This is a genomic window from Varibaculum vaginae (assembly GCF_900604285.1).
Classification (GTDB): domain Bacteria; phylum Actinomycetota; class Actinomycetes; order Actinomycetales; family Actinomycetaceae; genus Varibaculum; species Varibaculum vaginae.
Window position 1 is genome coordinate 171,869 of record NZ_UWNY01000001.1, and the last position, 16,718, is coordinate 188,586.

General features: G+C 52.4%; 20 protein-coding genes. 10 read left to right on the forward strand and 10 right to left on the reverse strand.

All coding sequences use genetic code 11. The annotated features are described in order from the left end of the window. Positions 1-74 precede the first annotated feature (74 nt). The 5 genes from EFB02_RS00695 to EFB02_RS00715 form a co-directional block, all read right to left on the reverse strand. Positions 75-635 carry an NADH-quinone oxidoreductase subunit B gene (locus EFB02_RS00695; protein WP_122819464.1) on the reverse strand — a complete coding sequence of 187 codons (561 nt, stop codon included), beginning with the start codon at positions 633-635 and terminating at the stop codon, positions 75-77. A gap of 14 nt (positions 636-649) precedes the next feature. Next, positions 650-1,018: an NADH-quinone oxidoreductase subunit A gene (gene ndhC, locus EFB02_RS00700; RefSeq protein ID WP_122819466.1), complete on the reverse strand. Its 369-nt coding sequence runs from the start codon at positions 1,016-1,018 to the stop codon at positions 650-652. A gap of 103 nt (positions 1,019-1,121) precedes the next feature. Next, positions 1,122-2,411, reverse strand: a complete 1,290-nt coding sequence (locus EFB02_RS00705) for an NAD(P)/FAD-dependent oxidoreductase (RefSeq protein WP_122819469.1) — start codon at positions 2,409-2,411, stop codon at positions 1,122-1,124. A 285-nt stretch (positions 2,412-2,696) separates the two neighbouring features. After that, a complete protein-coding gene (locus EFB02_RS00710; protein WP_234992676.1) occupies positions 2,697-3,413 on the reverse strand; it encodes a class I SAM-dependent methyltransferase in 717 nt (238 codons plus the stop codon). Positions 3,414-3,448: 35 nt separating this feature from the next. After that, a complete protein-coding gene (locus EFB02_RS00715) occupies positions 3,449-4,204 on the reverse strand; it encodes an HAD family hydrolase (protein ID WP_122819470.1) in 756 nt (251 codons plus the stop codon). A gap of 72 nt (positions 4,205-4,276) precedes the next feature. On the opposite strand from EFB02_RS00715, the gene EFB02_RS00720 reads away from it, so the two are divergent. Continuing rightward, the gene (locus tag EFB02_RS00720; protein WP_122819472.1) at positions 4,277-4,996 is read left to right on the forward strand and encodes a histidine phosphatase family protein; all 720 of its coding nucleotides are present in this window, start codon (positions 4,277-4,279) and stop codon (positions 4,994-4,996) included. Positions 4,997-5,088: 92 nt separating this feature from the next. Here EFB02_RS00720 and EFB02_RS00725 read toward each other — a convergent pair whose 3' ends face one another. The 4 genes from EFB02_RS00725 to EFB02_RS00740 form a co-directional block, all read right to left on the reverse strand. Next, positions 5,089-5,601 carry a PLD nuclease N-terminal domain-containing protein gene (locus tag EFB02_RS00725; RefSeq protein WP_122819474.1) on the reverse strand — a complete coding sequence of 171 codons (513 nt, stop codon included), beginning with the start codon at positions 5,599-5,601 and terminating at the stop codon, positions 5,089-5,091. 36 nt (positions 5,602-5,637) lie between these two features. Next, entirely contained in the window at positions 5,638-6,528 is an 891-nt protein-coding gene (locus EFB02_RS00730) for a 1,4-dihydroxy-2-naphthoate polyprenyltransferase (RefSeq protein WP_122820594.1), read from the reverse strand. An 84-nt stretch (positions 6,529-6,612) separates the two neighbouring features. After that, entirely contained in the window at positions 6,613-8,343 is a 1,731-nt protein-coding gene (locus tag EFB02_RS00735) for an AMP-binding enzyme (RefSeq protein WP_122819476.1), read from the reverse strand. Positions 8,344-8,789: 446 nt separating this feature from the next. Next, on the reverse strand, positions 8,790-9,635 hold the full coding sequence (locus tag EFB02_RS00740) for an SIR2 family NAD-dependent protein deacylase (protein ID WP_327395022.1): 846 nt from the start codon (positions 9,633-9,635) through the stop codon (positions 8,790-8,792). A gap of 183 nt (positions 9,636-9,818) precedes the next feature. Here EFB02_RS00740 and EFB02_RS00745 point away from each other — a divergent pair, with 183 nt between their 5' ends. The 5 genes from EFB02_RS00745 (at position 9,819) to EFB02_RS00765 (ending at position 12,706) form a co-directional block, all read left to right on the forward strand. Then, a complete protein-coding gene (locus EFB02_RS00745) occupies positions 9,819-10,139 on the forward strand; it encodes a twin-arginine translocase TatA/TatE family subunit (RefSeq protein WP_234992677.1) in 321 nt (106 codons plus the stop codon). Positions 10,140-10,154: 15 nt separating this feature from the next. Next, positions 10,155-10,976, forward strand: coding sequence for a twin-arginine translocase subunit TatC (tatC, locus tag EFB02_RS00750; protein WP_234992678.1), 822 nt, complete (start codon positions 10,155-10,157; stop codon positions 10,974-10,976). Positions 10,977-11,119: 143 nt separating this feature from the next. Next, complete coding sequence (locus EFB02_RS00755; protein WP_122819478.1) at positions 11,120-11,392, forward strand: DUF6457 domain-containing protein; 273 nt, start codon at positions 11,120-11,122, stop codon at positions 11,390-11,392. 33 nt (positions 11,393-11,425) lie between these two features. Further along, positions 11,426-12,457, forward strand: a complete 1,032-nt coding sequence (moaA, locus tag EFB02_RS00760) for a GTP 3',8-cyclase MoaA (RefSeq protein WP_160115341.1) — start codon at positions 11,426-11,428, stop codon at positions 12,455-12,457. Between the two features lie 3 nt (positions 12,458-12,460). Then, positions 12,461-12,706, forward strand: a complete 246-nt coding sequence (locus EFB02_RS00765; protein ID WP_122819482.1) for a MoaD/ThiS family protein — start codon at positions 12,461-12,463, stop codon at positions 12,704-12,706. An 87-nt stretch (positions 12,707-12,793) separates the two neighbouring features. Here EFB02_RS00765 and EFB02_RS00770 read toward each other — a convergent pair whose 3' ends face one another. Further along, positions 12,794-13,270, reverse strand: a complete 477-nt coding sequence (locus tag EFB02_RS00770) for a molybdenum cofactor biosynthesis protein MoaE (protein WP_122819484.1) — start codon at positions 13,268-13,270, stop codon at positions 12,794-12,796. A 64-nt stretch (positions 13,271-13,334) separates the two neighbouring features. Here EFB02_RS00770 and EFB02_RS00775 point away from each other — a divergent pair, with 64 nt between their 5' ends. Genes EFB02_RS00775 through mobA form a run of 4 tightly spaced genes read left to right on the forward strand, consistent with a single transcriptional unit; the run spans position 13,335 to position 16,636 of the window. Then, complete coding sequence (locus EFB02_RS00775) at positions 13,335-14,078, forward strand: HesA/MoeB/ThiF family protein (protein WP_122819486.1); 744 nt, start codon at positions 13,335-13,337, stop codon at positions 14,076-14,078. Continuing rightward, entirely contained in the window at positions 14,075-15,439 is a 1,365-nt protein-coding gene (locus EFB02_RS00780) for a molybdopterin molybdotransferase MoeA (RefSeq protein WP_122819488.1), read from the forward strand. The genes EFB02_RS00775 and EFB02_RS00780 overlap by 4 nt, the downstream gene beginning before the upstream one ends. Before the next feature lie 56 nt (positions 15,440-15,495). Then, on the forward strand, positions 15,496-16,023 hold the full coding sequence (gene moaC / locus EFB02_RS00785; protein ID WP_122819490.1) for a cyclic pyranopterin monophosphate synthase MoaC: 528 nt from the start codon (positions 15,496-15,498) through the stop codon (positions 16,021-16,023). After that, positions 16,016-16,636 carry a molybdenum cofactor guanylyltransferase gene (gene mobA / locus EFB02_RS00790; RefSeq protein WP_122819492.1) on the forward strand — a complete coding sequence of 207 codons (621 nt, stop codon included), beginning with the start codon at positions 16,016-16,018 and terminating at the stop codon, positions 16,634-16,636. Before moaC ends, mobA begins: the two co-directional genes overlap by 8 nt. Positions 16,637-16,718 lie beyond the last annotated feature (82 nt).

A 16,718-nucleotide genomic window follows, 5' to 3' on the forward strand; every position in this document is an offset into this window, starting at 1 on the left:
CGGGGCGGTTACTTCGACTGCTACCGGCCCATCCTCTACATCGGAATGGAGGACTACCGTTTTGTCGTCTTCGCTCACGCCAACAGTCCTTTCATCTGGGAGGTAGGAGTTGCTTCCAAAGCCGCTTTTTCGGCTTTACGAGCGATTTCTAACCGCTGCTTTTGAGTAAGAGGAGTGCGGTAATGGATTTGATCCCACAAAACCATAATCGCGTGAATCAAAGCTTCTGGACGCGGGGGGCATCCGGGCAAATATACATCTACCGGAACCACGTGGTCGCAGCCCTGCACAACTGCATAGTTATTGAATATGCCGCCAGAGGAAGCACATGCCCCCATAGAAATAACCCACTTAGGATCTGGCATGGAGTCGTACGCGTTACGGATAATCGGCGCCATCTTCCAGGAAACCCGTCCGGATACAATCATCAGATCTGCATGCCGTGGGGAGGCACGGAACACTTCCATCCCAAAACGTGCAATATCGAAACGCGGGGTTCCGGTAGCCATCATTTCGATAGCACAGCAGGCTAAACCCATAGTAACCGGCCAGACACTAGCTTTACGGTTTAGTCCCATAAACTTGTCTAGGCTGGTGAGAGCGACTCCTGCCGGCAGCTCATTATCAAAAGACATGCTGTACCTCTCTCTTAATAGTCCAGTCCGCCGCGGCGCCACTCATAGATATAGGGCACCAGCACTAACACGATAAACAGTAGAATGTCGATCAATACCGGAATGGCCATAACCCGTCCAAAATGTCCGATCGAAACCGCAAACGGATATAAGAACACCATCTCTACATCGAAAACGATGAAGGTCATGGCGATCAAGTAATACTTAATCGGAAAACGTCCACGTGCGTCCTCGTGAGCGTTGGGAGCGAGCCCGCATTCATAAGTAGCCATTTTGGTGCGAGTCTTTCGACCCGGGCCTAGCAAAGCAGACATCGCCAGACCGCCTACGGCTAGCGCAACGGCTACCGCACCCATGATTAACAGTGATGCCGATGGACTCATTTGGCCTCCACATCCTTCTTGGTTGTCCCGCCATCACTGGCGCAGCAACTGCTGTAGTTTCCGGTTTTCTTCCGGCTCAGTTGTTCTTTCTGAGCGATATTCCTCATGATGGTATTACCACCTTAGTCAGAATTTGTAGCACCCTGTCGGAGGCTACTCCTTTGCGGCGTTCGTAACCATCCGAAAGTAGTTTGTGAACAAACCGCATCAAGGCAGGTTTGTTTAGCCCGTACTTGGTGCAGGCATGCATAATTTTTGGATTTTCAATCAGCCGCACAAAAACGCGACCTAAACTGTAGTAGCCACCATATTGATCTTGCAGGTCACGGGGATATTCCCGAAGCGCAAGTTCAGATTGCGCACGCGAAGTACGCCCCAGAGCCTGCACTAAAGCAGCTGCCGCTCGCCGCCCCGCGAACATTGCGGGAGCGATTCCTTCACCATTAAATGGCGAAATCATTCCAGCGGCGTCTCCGACTAAAAGTAAGCCATTTTCGTAAGCCGGTTTGCGATTAAATGCCATCGGCAGAGGAGCGGAGCGCAGGGAGCCGAGCATATTTTCTTCCCGTAAGCCCCATTCTTCCGGTAGGTTAGCTATCCAACGGTGGAATATTTCCTTATAGGGCAACTTAGTGGATTGCGCTCCCGAAGATACTGATCCTAGTCCTACGTTTACAATCCCATCTCCCATTGGGAACAGCCAGCCGTAACCAGGTAAAAGATTAGATTTACCGGGTTTTCCATCCCATAGCTCCAGGTGTGATTCCATCATGGTTTCATTGCCACGAGGGGAACGGAAATAGGCTCGCGCCGCTACGGCCAGCGGACGATTCTTTAGGGGAGTTCTCCCTTGCCGAGAAGCTAGGCGGGCATTCGCCCCGGTGCAGTCCACTACATATTGCGCTCGGAAGGTAAGCTCGCGCTTTTGCCGACTTTCGCGGTCACGTTGAATAGCGCACGCCCCCCGGGCATAGCCGCTCCCATCGGTGAGCAAGTCTTGCACCACGGTATTTTCTTCCAGACGAGCCCCCGCGGCTACCGCCTGCTGGATTAAACGCTGATCAAGTTTTGTACGTTGGCAAGTAAGTCCATAGGACGGCAGGGAACCAGATTCCGGCCAAGGTAAAGCAATCCGATGCCCACCTCCGATTACGCTCAACCCGTAATTGGGCTGCCAACCTTCGTCCAGGGGATTGATCCCCATAGCTAAGATTTCTTTTACCGCTCCCGGAGTTAAACCGTCACCGCAAATTTTATCACGGGGGAAGATTCCTTTTTCAAGTACGAGGACGTCAACACCGGCTTTAGCCAAGTGATAAGCCGTTGCGGCACCCGCAGGGCCGGCACCTACAACCAGCACTTGGCACTGGCTATCTGCTAGCTGATCCGCCATGCCTTAACGTCCCTCCCTTGTAATCGCTAGTTCTTGCCACAGCGGTTACCGCGGCAATAACAACGAGAATTTAGGCATAATCCTCGCACCGTTACTAGGCTAACCTGCTTTTTTTATTTGCTTAAAGTTATATCGGTTTCTGCTGGCTAGCTGAACACCCTCAGGTTAGAGTCCTCTTAATTTTTTTATCGATTAAGCAAGGGTTTTCTTACTTAATTCGCAAAGACTTAAGAAAAACTCTAATATTTTCTGACCATAACGATCTACTCTGCAGGGGTTTTACTCTTAATCATCCTCTTTAAATGCACGATGAATTGCCACAACCCCCAAGGTTAGATTGCGATAGGAGACCTCTCCCCAACCATTTTCCTGGATTAGGTGTCCCAATGTTTCTTGGTCTGGCCAATCCACAATGGAATCGAACAGATAGTTATAGGCATCCGAATCTGAGGAAACGAGGCGCCCAGCCGTAGGTAACACGTTACGCATATAAAGCTGGTAACAGCGGGCAATCAGGGGTGAGGGCGGAGTAGAGAATTCCATAATCGCCAACTTGCCCCCCGGTTTGGTTACCCGGGCGAACTCTCGCAGCGCCCTTGCCGGATCATGCATATTCCTAAACCCGAAAGAACAGGTGACTGTATCAAAACACTGATCAGCGAAAGGTAAATCGTGGGCATCACCGACAACGAAATTTAGCTCACTATGGCGTTTCCGTCCCTCCGCAACCATTCCCGGCGAAAAATCACAACAGGTAACCTCGGCTCCCGCACGATAAAAACCAAGCGAAGAAGTGCCGGTACCAGCGGCAATATCAAGGATTTTTTGTCCGGGATGAGGAGCTACCACTCGCCGGAGGCAACGCCGCCAAATCCGATGCTGCCCAAAAGTCATCACATCATTAGTCAAGTCATAACGGGCTGCTACCTGATCAAACATCCCAGAAACTTCTTCTGGTTGCTTATCTAAACCAGCAGCTGCAGGTGGATTATTTTCGCTCAAAATAGCTCCTTCCCAGTAGGCACCTGCCAGGTTACTCAGAAATGCTTCCCCAATCCAACTAGATTAAATCCGCGTCTCCTGGCCTTAGCTTTTTGCAGAACTTTTCTAATCGGTGAGCGACGCCGAAAATCTATAACCGGCCATCCTCGTTGCAAGGCACGTACCCGTAACCAAATGTCCGGATTGATAGCCGAGGGCTTCCCCACCAGGGTTAACAGCGGCATGTCGTTATCCGAATCTGAATACGCAAAGCAGGATGCCAGGTCATATCCTCGTTCCTGCGCCAGCGCTACTACCCGATCCCGTTTACCCTGGGCATGCATAAGTTCCGAAGCTAAGCGAGCCTCGTAAATCCCATCTTTCACCGCAACTTCAGTGCCGATGCCCCCGGTTAACCCCAAGCGCTGCGCTAACATTTGCGGAAGTTCCGAGGGAGCGGCAGAAATCAACCAAATATCATGTCCCGCCGCTCGGTGCCGTTTGATCAAACCCTGCGCCTGGGGGAACAATTTTTTCTCTAAAAGGTCGCACACTTCCTGGGAAATCGCCATGATTTCCTGGCGGGAATGCCCCGCCATTACCTGCAAAGCTCGGTTTTTTACCTTTTCAACGCGTTCTTGATCTTCTCCTAGCACCACGTAGAGAAACGCCTGCCGCGCCGCGAAGGTCAGGTCGCGGACACCGAAAAATCCCTGACGAAAAAGTTCGCGAGTGAGCACCCAGGAGCTAGCGCCTCGAATTACGGTTTCGTCAAGATCAAAGAAGGCTGCTACCTTCGGTTCCGCACTCACGTTTCTAGCCTAGCGGTCTATCTACCGTTTTCGCACGCCGGTCAGTAAAAACGGTTTGCTAGGGTGGAGAGTATGCAGAATCTAACCACTATTCACCTCATGCGACACGGGGAAGTAGATAATCCGGATGGCGTCTTATATGGACGCTTACCCGGATATCACCTAACAGAACTCGGCAGGCAGATGACACGGATGAGCGCGGAATACCTCTTCGAAAAGGGCGCCTATCTGGATGCCATCATTTCTTCTCCCCTAGAACGCGCGGTAGAGTCTGCTACTCCGGCATCCGAGCGGTTCGATCTACCTATTCGTACTGACAAGCGTCTTTTAGAGTCTATCAATATGTTCGAGGGTGAAGTGGTTAATGGTAACCGCGCAGCTCTGCTACACCCGCATAACTGGCCGCGGTACCGCAATGTATTCCGTCCTTCATGGTGCGAACCATACGCAGTGCAGGCGAGTCGGGTCACAGAGGCGGTACGCTCAGCTTTGCATCTTCCGGTTCAAAGCCCTTCCCGTCTGGGACGCTCCGCTGATGGTTCCCAAATTCGCGAAATTTTGCTGGTTTCTCACCAACTGCCAATCTGGTCGTTCCGTTTATTTGTCGAAGGCCGTCCGTTGGCACATGTCCCTACTCGCCGGCAATGCGCTCTAGCTTCCCTAACTTCCCTTACGTTCTTGGGTAACACCCTGATTAGTCTGGATTATTGTGAACCGGCAGCGCCACTCCTAGCTCAGGCTTGCGATATGGTGCCGGGGACTTCGGCCGCTAGCTTAAATCAAGGGCAATAACAGCGCATTTAGCGGCAAACTAGCGCAGTTTTCGCTCTAAAATGTCTTATAGAGCGCTTGTTCCAATCTGGGGAATCTGGAAGATTTTAGACCTAAGAGGAAGGTTTTTCCGGAGGGTTCGCATCCGGATTCGCTTCGCCCTCGCCGGTATCCGCAGCGGAATTACCCTGACCTTCACCGGCTGTCTCTTCCCCACTAGCAGCATTTTTCTGCTTCTTTTCCGCTCGTTTCCTAACTTCTTCCTCTGCTTCACGTGCCATTCGCTCCCGGCGCATCTTGGCCTCTAAAGAGAACAAAAAATCCGGATTATCATCTGGAGCCTGTGGTATCTGTGGTTCTTGCGGCTGGGAACTCTGGCTACCCCCTCGGAAAATATCCAGGGGATTGCGGGGAATCTCTATACGACCATCAGGACTTTCAGCCCGACTTGCCCAGGAAATAACTATCCAGGCCAAAGGGCCAAAAACCGGCAAGATAATAATGATTAGGAGCCAAAATACGCGTGGCAGACGTCCAGGTAAATCCGATTTATCCGTGCGCAAGCAGTCCACTAGCGCATATACAGCTAGCAGAATCTGTACAAGGGTAATAACTACCGCAGCCATGTTTCCACCCTAGCAACAATCAATATTTTGGCCTCCCTACAACCCTTGGAAAGCCCACCCAACTGCGATAGCGATCCCATAACCCAGGGTGATTTGCCCCACCTGCTTCAAAGTTTGTATCAGGACTTTACCGCGCGCCCCCTGCAACACCTTCAACATCGGAAAACACACCCAAATCGCCATGGCCAGTCCGAACACTAATGCCACCCAGCGAACCTTAAAAGAAAGTATCCCCAGAACCAAGGCCGCATACAAATAGAAAACAAATAGGTAGCGCGAACCTTTATCCCCCAACTTCACCGCTAGCGTATTTTTTCCACTCTGCTGATCCCCGGGAATATCGCGTAAGTTATTGACCAGTAATAGGGCGCAGGAAAGTAACCCTATCCCGCTGGATGCTATCCAGGTGCGCCCAGGTAGTGTATGTGCTTGCACCCAAATAGTTCCCTGCACTGCCAAAAGGCCAAAAAAAGCAAATACCATCACTTCAGCTACCCCTGGTAGGTAACCGTACGGGTGTTTGCCCCCGGTGTAGAACCAGGCTGCGAGAGCCGCGAGAACCCCTAAACCAATCAGAACGTAGCTTCCTGCCCAGACGCAAAGGGCAATCCCGCAGATGCCAGCAAACGCATAGCAACTGAGGGCGGCCGCTAGCACCGTGCGAGGAGCCGCCAACCCTGCGCCTGTAAGACGTTGCGGACCTACCCGTTTCTCTTTGGCGTCGGTGCCCCGAATCCCATCGGAATAATCGTTAGAAAAATTTACTCCTATCTGGAAAAATAAGGCAACTAAAAGCGCCAAGGCCGACTTTCCTACCGATGCAGACCCCAGGCCAAGCGCCCCTCCAATCCCCATGATTACCGGCGCCAGGGACGCGGGTAAAGTTTTGGGACGAGCGGCTTGCATCCACTGTGAACCAGTTGCCATTACGACGCCCATCCCTTTCTGCCTGTGTCTTTTATATTGATTCGTTTACGGAGTTTGGCCGGTAGCCCCATTTTGCACACTGCCTTACCTAATCCAGGCTTCCCCCGCAGCTATTCGGCGTGATGCCAGGTCCCGACACGCCGCTCTATCAAGATTACCCTGCAGATCCGTAGGGATTTTATCTACCAGCACGAGGGCGCGGGGGGCATGAGCACGATCGAGCTGCCCGGTAACTAGGGAGCGCACCAACATTGCCAAATCTGTAGCCGGCTCGGACTCATCTTCGGTAGGAACAGTAGCACTATGGGGGCGATCTCCCCCAGTGGGGCGTTTGCCTCTCCCCAACATCTCAGTTGCCGCAATTTCCATTTGCTCTAGATCTCCATCCAAATCCTCGGGCAAACATACCGGCTCCGCCGCTGGGTTCTCAACAGCTGGAAAGACTATTCCGCCCTCCTCGGTGGGATTAGCGGTCCCGCGCGCAACCTCATAAATTCCCGCCGGTAGTTCTCCAGTTTCCGCAGCGGCGACCACATCCACCTTGGCGCCTCGAATCTTAGCGGCCATCGCTGCCATCGCGGCTTCTAAAGGAGTTAGCTTGGAGCCTTCATCATCGCTATCTGCAGATAACCCAGCAAGTTCCCGCACCCTTTCTGAATCAACTTTAACCGGTTCTACCTGGGGGAATTGCGGCTTATCTTCAGCTTTTACTCCCAGGTTATGTCGGGGGTTTAGCAGCTGCTCGGCAACATCGGGTGCCGGTTTTATTACCGCACTAACCAGGGAACCCCATTTGGGATCAGGAACTCCCACCACCACTACTTGTTCTACTTGCGGCAGATCTCGAATTACTCGTTCTACCAGGGAAGCCTGAATCCGCACTCCGGCAGTGGCAATCACATCCCGCCCCCGCCCGTCCACTACCAGCCGGGGTCCGCGCATGTGACCGGCATCTTTAGTACGTAGCCAGCGCCTGCGTCCTCGCGAAACCGAATCAACTTCTCCCGGATTCCCCAAGTAGCCGGCCATCATACAGATTCCAGACAGCCAAATCCGATCTCCGATAGTGGCCGCATGCACACCCGCTACTGGCTTTCCGTCTATCACGCACAGCCCACTGGATTCGGCAATGCCATACCCCTGCACAATATTTATTCCCGCTTCCTGCGCGGCGCTCGCCAAAAGATCCCGACTGGTCAACCCGGTAACTATCAGCTTTGAGGCCGCAGCCAACTCTTTGCGTTGAGCGGGGGGAATTTCCAGCAACTTCCCCAGTTGCACCTTAGAAATCTGCAGGTAAATAGGGGTTTTATCTTTCTCGGATCGATCTTTCGCCCTTTGGACAGCTCGAATTATTTCCAGGGCGTTGGCAGGCTGGGTCTTCGCTGCTATTACCGGAGGAATGTTGACCGCAATTGCCCGCGCTAAGGTCATTATCCCGTCAATATCAGTTACTGGCGCAGTCAGAATCCAACGTCCCGGCCTACCAACTGCAGAGTTAACCGCCTCTGCCATACCTTTAATAGTCAGCTGGGAATAGCAAATTATCGCTCCCCCTGCCGGAGCCGGCAATGCTAAGGCGGCAGATGCAGGCACTTTCCGACGAAGAGTCTCATACTCTGAAAGTTCTTGAGGGAATCCGCTGGTTTCCAGGAAAGGAAAGAGGATCTGTTTTCCCCTTAAACGCGGGTTACGGAGGTTTTTCGGAGAGTCTTCCGAGCTTCCCATATATTTAGCCAGAGTCGACAGCAACGTCGAGACATCAGCCGAGGAATCACCTATCGGCAGGTAATGAAAAGGAGAAAGAATTTCCATTGCGACTTCCTGAAAGTAAAGTAGTGTCGAATGCTATTCTAGCCTCTCATTAGCTTAGAGATCTTAAAGCAACGTAACCAAAAATGCCGATAAAACTGCAGTGAGTGACAAAATGTTACCTGTGCCATACAAAAAAAGATTAGGTTTCTTCCATTTTTTAGGTATACTGATTGCGGCCGGTAGCTCCGGCTACTTAGGGGAACGTGTGTCAAGATAACCCCTAAACGATAACCTAAAGCCGGTTTCGCAAAAGCGCAGGAGGGAGCGCGCGAAACCGGCTTTAGGCATTAAAACCATTTCCCTCCTCTACTCTAGGCTGCAGACTTTCGCCTCGAGTAAGCGAGGTGAAGTTAGAAAATATCCCCAGGCAACCAGCCTGTACAACTCCCATTAGCAGTAAACTCACCGCTTCATCGCGAATCAGATTATCCCCAATTCTTGAAACCTTAATCCAGCAAAATCTCTGCTATATCGGTCAACACCTGTGAAGAACCACCGGAAACCCGCACATCCGCTAATGAATCAGCAGCCGTAGAGCCGCGATTAATTACTGCTACTTTGGCACCGGTACCCCAGGCTTCCCGCAGCACCCAAAGTCCAGTCAGTACCGCCAGGGAAGTTCCCACCGCCAACACCAAGTCTGCTTCTCGCGCCGCCGCAAAGGAACGATCCATCGCCTCACCAGGTAGCGCTTCTCCAAAAAACACGATTCCCGGTTTAATAATCCCGCCACAACGTGGGCATGATAATAGATTGAACTGGCACGCGCGTGCTGCTACCTCATCTGCCGCCGCTAGGACTGCCACGTTTTTGGGATCAGGGTCGTCACGAACATCGGGATTTAACTTGCGCAGTTTCTGGTCAATACTTTGCCGCGAAAACACAGCCCCGCAGCCCAGGCATTGAACTTCTTCAAAAGTTCCGTGCAGTAATTGCACATTCTTACAGCCCGCCTTGCGATCCAAACCGTCTACGTTTTGGGTAGCGATACAGTTAATCAAACCCGCATCCTCTAGGCGCACTAAAGCATAATGCCCCGGTGTAGGCTGCAGTTTCGCTACAGTCCTCCAGGTCTCTTGATTGCGGCGCCATACCCATTTTCGCCAATATAGTTCTCCCAGGAACTGATCTATATCTACCGTAGGCATTCCCGAGGAACCGGTGCCGCGATAATCGGGAATCCCCGCGTCGGTAGACATCCCCGCCCCCGCGACCACAATAGTCTTTTTCCCCGTCATTAAATCCGCTATAGCCCGAGCTCCTGCCTTTTCTTCCGCAATAATCTCACTCACATTGCCTCCCCTTTCAGATTACCCGGTTTAGAGGAGGCTTACCGAGAATGCTGCCTACTACGCCGCGATTGCCAGTTTTAATAGCCCCAAAATCAATAAGTTGAGCCTACAAGTTTTAGCTATTCTCAACAGTAGTAGCTATTTGTCGTTTATCCCCGCTACAATTGGGGAAGGCAATTTTCGATGCCATCTAAAGAAAGGAAGGGCAGTATGCTGCGACCGGTACATCTTCTGATTCTGCTCCTGGTGTTAATCATTATTTTTGGAGCCTCAAAACTGCCCGATATCGCCCGTAACATAGGTAAATCAGCGAAAGTCCTCAAATCTGAGCTCTCTGATCTCAGCGAAGATGATACTAACAAGCCAATAACAGCAGGAAGCCCAAATCCACAAATTCCCGCTACTCCCTCTTCGCCGGCGCCGGCACAGGGTAACATCCAGGCTTCATCGCCAGATGTAGCTAGCGGGGAATCGAATCTGACTGATCCGCCTGAAAATAAATAATCACCCTTTCCCCCTATGCCGGGACTAAAAAAGACTAACCCGCAAGCTCGCATGCGGGTAACCGAGCATCTGCTAGAACTGCGAAAACGTTTACTATTGGCTCTGGCCGGTATTTTTGTAGCCGCGATTGGCGGCTGGTTTTTGGCCACCCCCACCCTAAACTGGATGCAAAAACCGCTGCAAGAGGTGAGCGGACAAGCCCCGCAGCTGAACTTTCAGACGATTGGAGCTGCCTTTGACATGCGGATTCAAGTATCCCTGTGGCTAGGGGTACTGATTTCCGCCCCCTGGTGGATTTTCCAAATTGGGGCTTTTATCGCCCCAGGTTTAAAGCGTAAAGAAAAAATCTATATTGCCAGCTTTGGCTTAGTAGGAATCTTACTGTTTAGCGGCGGCGCACTATCCGGAATGTGGGTAATCCCGAAAGCGGTTTCGATTCTAAATTCTTTCACCCCAACTGGCGCGGTCATGCTACTACGGGCAGATTCCTATATCACCTTCTTTATGCGCATGGTATTGGCGTTCGGACTATCCTGCTTAGCTCCCGAAATCCTGGTGGCACTGAACTTTGCGGGAGTGATGAAAGCTAAAACTATGTTAAAGGGTTGGCGTTGGGCAGTAGTGATTGCCGCAGTGTTCTCGGCAGTCGCGAATCCTCTACCCACCGCTTGGCCGATGATTGTGCAGATGCTAGCATTAATCGGACTTTACCTCTTGGCGGTCGCAATTTCCGCTATCAACGACTGGATTAGAGCCGGCGGTAACTTGCGCGAGCGTTTGCGAAAGATCTTGCGAAAGCGGAAACGTAATAGTGTTATTTCCGCTTCTAAGCAATAAAAAACGCTGGATTTCCGAGCCTATTTTGAGCCTGTATCCTCGGGGAAACCTCAGGTCCAAAAAACCCATCTTCCCTGATATTGTTAGGATTTGGGGTTTAGAAACAATCTCAAATCGGCCGCAGAAATTAAAAGGGGAATTGGATGTCCGGACATAATAAGAAAGACGATCCAGAAAAGATGGAGCAAATGCATCGCTGGTTGGAAGCGGTACGGTCTGAACTACAATTAACGGATAACCCGCTGGAACCAGTGGAATCAGATTTGCTGTCGCTGATTGGCACGGTGGCGCACGGCCCATCCCGTCCGGGAGCCCCACTTACCGCATTTCTTGCTGGTTACGTCTGCGGTAAAGGAGCTGATGCCCAAAAAATTATTACGCAGTTGCAGGAATTGGCGAAAAACCAGCAAGACTAGAGCTTCGCGAAAATGAAAAGCGCAGGAGAGCTAATGCGCGCTCGATCCGAGGATCCAGTATCCTCACACCAGCTGCTTGATCGTTGGGGTAGATCAGCAGCCGACCTGCGTCTATCGGTTACCGATCGCTGCAATTTGCGCTGCAGTTACTGTCTACCCGAGGATGCCACTACTTGGATACCCCGCCAGGATTTATTAACTCCCCGCGAGTTAGGGCGCCTTACCCAAATAGCCTTGTCTCTAGGGATTCGTAAGGTTCGTTTAACCGGGGGAGAACCGCTTTTACGTCCCGACTTGGCGGAAATTATCCGCCAGATTAACCAGGCGTTTTCCGAAGCTAACTTACCGGCTGATATCGCGCTGACTACTAATGCTATTGGTTTATCCTCCCAATTAAAATCTCTGATAGAAGCAGGTTTAAGCCGGATCAACATTTCCTTGGATACTTTAAATCCCCACCGCTATTACGCGCTCGCTAAACGCGACCGTTTCCCCGAGGTCTCGGCAGCCCTTAACAAATTACCTGATAGCGGCCTATCTCCAATAAAACTTAACTCAGTAATCTTGGATCAACAGTCCTTAGAGGAAATACCTGACCTGGTTCGTTTTTCCCTGCGGCGCGGCTTCCAATGGCGGGCAATCGAATTTATGCCGATTGGCCCCCTGGGGGATTCCGCTGCAAGTCGTCCCCATGCCCGCGATATCCTCGACCGTCTACGAGAATATTTTTCGCTCACTCCCATAGAAACTGATCCGGCAGCTCCGGCGCGGCGCTGGAACGTTGCGGCCAACAGCGACCATCCCGCCGGGATTATTGGGGTTATTGCCTCCGAGTCTGCTCCGTTCTGCGCTACCTGTGACCGCACGCGCCTGTCTGCTGATGGAAAAGTCTATTCTTGCCTATTTTCATTATCTTTTGTCGATTTACTTGCTCCATTGCGCCAGGGCGCTTCCAATGAAGAACTTGCTAAACTTTGGCTCGATGCCCAGGCGGCTAAACCAGCTGGTCACACTGAAATAGCAGTGGGGCGTAGAACTTATTCCCTTTCTCAGATAGGAGGATAACGCGTGGTCACTGTACGTTTTTTTGCTGGCGCTGCCCAGGCAGCAGGAGTCGATAGCGCACAGGTTAAGGCAGCTGCCGACCAGACTTTGCGGGAAATCGCCCAAGCCGCCAGCCACAATGACCTGGCACCAATCCTGGAGGTTAGTTCCTTCCTTGTCGATGGCGCCCTCGCCGATGGCGACACCCCCCTAGGCGAATCCGCCGATGGACGCCAAGTGGATGTACTCCCTCCCTTTGCAGGCGGTTAGGAGTAGCACCCAATTGGTGCGCGTGGGGAATAAGTTTTTCCTCCCGCCCGGATGCTCACAAGAACCAGATTTTAATCTGCGGAGACTTTAGGGACAGTTTGACCAGTGGTTACTACCATCGGAGAAGTATTGATCCTTCCAGATCGGCACCTGCGCCTTGATCTGGTCAACGATTTCGGCGCTCACTTTGAAGGCGGCGGCGCGATGCGGGGCATCAACTATCACTAGCAGCGCGGTTTCTCCGATCTCTAAACGTCCTATCCGATGGCGTACGAAAACCGCATCCAAACTTTTATCGCTATCATCGGTACCCTCCAGGGAAACCGCAGCCTCGCCCTCGGAAAGAGCTATCCCAATCGCGTCCCTAATAGCTTTAATCAAAAATTTTTCTGCTTCCGGATGCGCAGAATAAATCAGGCGGGTTACCCCTTGACCGCCGTCATGGTTACGAACGCAACCGTTGAACACTACTCGCGCACCAGAAGTGTTGGGAACAGCCGGTAATTCTGCCAAGGAACTGGATTCTACCAGTGGTTCTTCTGTCAGCTTTACGTCAAATAACATCTATCGCCCTCCCGATTGCGCTCTCCCGGTAGAGTATAAGGCAGTAGCTAGGGAAAGGACGCGGATGGTTTCTGAACGGGATCGCCTCACCGCGACCGTTGACGGAATTGGTGAACAAGGGATTGATTCTTTGCAGGCCGCGCGAGTTTTGGTAGTGGGCGCGGGTGGTTTAGGCTCTCCTGCTCTAGCCTATTTGAGCGCCGCGGGGGTCGGTACCTTGGGCATATCTGATCCTGACCGGGTAGAACAATCTAATCTACAACGCCAAGTAATCCATCCCGCTTCTAGCTTAGGACAGGTGAAATCGGTCTCAGCAGCCGCTACCATCCATTCTTTGAATCCCAATGTGCGAGTACAACTAGAACCGAAGATTACTACCGATAATGCTTGCAGCATTATCGGCGCCTATGACTTGGTGATCGATGCCACCGATAATTTTTACGCTAAATATTTACTTTCGGATACTTGCACGAAGGTGTCACGCCCGCACCTGTGGGGGACTTTGGTGGCGATGAATTTTCAGATCTCGGTGTTCGCCAGGGGACTTACTTTACGTGACCTGTACCCGGCACCTCCACCAGCTGGAACTACCCCCACCTCTCGGGTAAACGGCGTGTTGGGAGCAGTTTGCGGTCAAGCGGGTTCAATTCTGGCAACTGAAGCTATCAAGATGATCGTGGGAGTAGGCGAACCGCTAATCGGGAAACTGTTAATCGTAGATGCGAGCAGCGGAAAATGGAACGTGGTGCATTTTGGGAACGCAAACCAAAAGCGTACACCGGTATCCGGAAAGGATAAGCAATTATGAAACCGGTAGATGAATACCTAAAGCAGGTGTTAACACAGGTAAAACCGCTTCCTCCCACCGTAATGCCGGTGGCAGAAGCATTGGGGACTACCCTGGCAGAGGACATTTTCGCCCGTTTCCCGGTTCCGCCCTTTACTAACTCCGCTATGGATGGGTTCGCGGTACGTGCTTGCGACTTGCCTAACATCCTTGAAAATAATAGAAATCCAGGGTTCCATGGGGAAATAAACTACCCCGAGGAGAACTTCTCAGCTTCGGTCAGAAGTAACGACTTACCCAGCGCACCCGGGGATGATGGAGCACAAAAAACTTTGCCTTTAAATTTGCCCGTGGAAGCCGATATAGCTGCTGGTGATAACGAGGATTATCAACTCACTCCCGGGCACGCTATCCGGATTATGACTGGAGCGCGGATGCCGAATGGCGCCGATACCGTGATTAAAGTAGAGGACACTACCCTGCCGGCTGGCCCACTTGACGTGCCTAAAGAGGTCACGATTGTGCGTTGCCCCCGTGCGGGAGCCAATGTCCGCAAGGCAGGCGAGGACGCTGCCGTGGGCGACCTGGTGTTGGAGGCCGGAACGGAACTCACTCCCGCGGCACTTTCTTCGGCGGTTTCGATTGGTTATTCAGAGTTACCGGTGTATCGCCGTCCGCGAGTAGCAGTGATCTCTACCGGGTTGGAGCTGCGTCCCGCGGGAGCGAGCCTAAAAGGAGCACAAATTCCAGATTCAAATTCGGTACTACTAGAGGCGTTGCTGCGCCGCCAAGACGTAGTCGTGTCCGGGGTTTATTGCTCTGATGATGAACCCGGAGTATTTGCGAAAACTCTAGAGCAGGCCGCGCAGGGCGCGGATTTGATTGTCACCACGGGTGGGGTGAGCGCTGGCGCCTATGACGTGGTCAAACAGGTTGGTTTATCGGGTGGGTTAGCCTTTACAAAAGTTGCGATGCAGCCGGGTAAACCGCAGGGGTTTGGCACTATTGCTGCCCCTGACGGAGCCGATGTTTACGTGGCAACTCTACCGGGTAACCCGGTAAGTGTGTTTGTGTCTTTCCACGTATTTGTGCGCCCGATTCTGGCCGCTTTGGCTGGTAAATCAGGTCGCGCAGCGCTGCAGACTCGTGCCGCCACTACTACAGTGGCTTGGAAGTCTCCTGCTGGTAAACGCCAATTTGTACCGGTACATTTAACCGAGGCAGAGCGGGTAGGAGATACCCCCACGGTTACTCCGACTCACCGCTTGGGATCACGTTCGCACTTTGTGGCTTCGCTACATCAAGCAAATGCACTGGCAATCGTGCCGGAGGAAATTACCCAAGTGGAGCAATGGAGTCTGGTAGACGTGTTGCCCTGCTAGAGAACGCCTCACCCCGCATAACATCGCGAGCTATCATTAACGGACAAGGAGCACTAATGAAAACCGAGGACGCGAAACCTTTACCCCACTTAAATGCAGCCGGGCAGGCACATATGGTGGATATTACCGGTAAGCAACCCACGGTGCGTGAGGCGCGGGCACGCGCTTTTGTGCAGTGCTCACCGCAGATCATGACGGCTTTGCGAGCCGGGGAAGTCCCTAAGGGAGATGCTTTAGCGGTGGCAAGGATTGGGGGAATCGCGGCCTCCAAACGTACCCCTTTGCTGCTGCCCTTGGCACACCCGATTGGGGTGCATTATTGCGCGGTGGATATCGAACTGGCTGAAGAAGGGGTAGAAATTCTCGCTACCTGTCGCACTGCTGACCGCACCGGAATCGAGATGGAAGCACTTACCGCCGCCTCGGTTGCCGCCCTAAACCTGATTGACATGGTGAAAGGGGTGGACAAAATGGTTTCTATCCGCGAATGTTACGTCCTGGAAAAACGCGGAGGACGCTCGGGAACTTGGGTGCGTCCGGGATGTGATCAGGAAGCTGCGGGTCAGGAAGTTGATCATGGCTAGTTCCCCGCAGTACCTAAATGGAGTGATTGTGCTGGCGGGTGGAACCGGGAAACGCTTGGGCGGATGTAGTAAGCCTGATCTGCTAATTGCCGGGGATCGCCTGATTAGCTGGACGCTGTCTTTCTTACCAGAGGTTCCCACCGCGGTGGTAGCCCCCAATAATGTTGAAGTTCCCGAGAAAGTTTTCCTCACTATGGAGGAACCTCCCGGCTCCGGCCCTGCCGCCGCTATTGTCGCTGGCTGGCGTAAGCTAGCTAACTCTTTCGTATTTTCTCCCTCCGACATTATCGGGGTTTGCCCGGTGGACGCTCCCCTAGCAGGCCTGGCTTTACGTCAGCTTGGTCGAGAACTTATGGAAAATAATGAGGAAGCAGACGAAAAAGAAAAAATACTCTTAGGCCAGGTTGGGGAAGTTACCCAATATATTCTCGGGGCGTTTACCGCACGGGCGTTAATGGAGATGGCACGAGCAAATCCCTTAAATCGGTCAGTGCGTGGAGTGCTAGCTGAGATCGGGTTTGCCACCCGCGACATTTCCCCAGATTATGCCCATGACGTGGACACGCCGGCAGATATCGCCCCGGTAACAGAGTTACTACGCATCTCCCGCTAGCGGCGCGAGGATACCGGGTCACGTCGAGCGAGGGTTGAGCGGGGGAGCAGATGCCCCTCCTGCCCAAGAATTCGGAAAACGT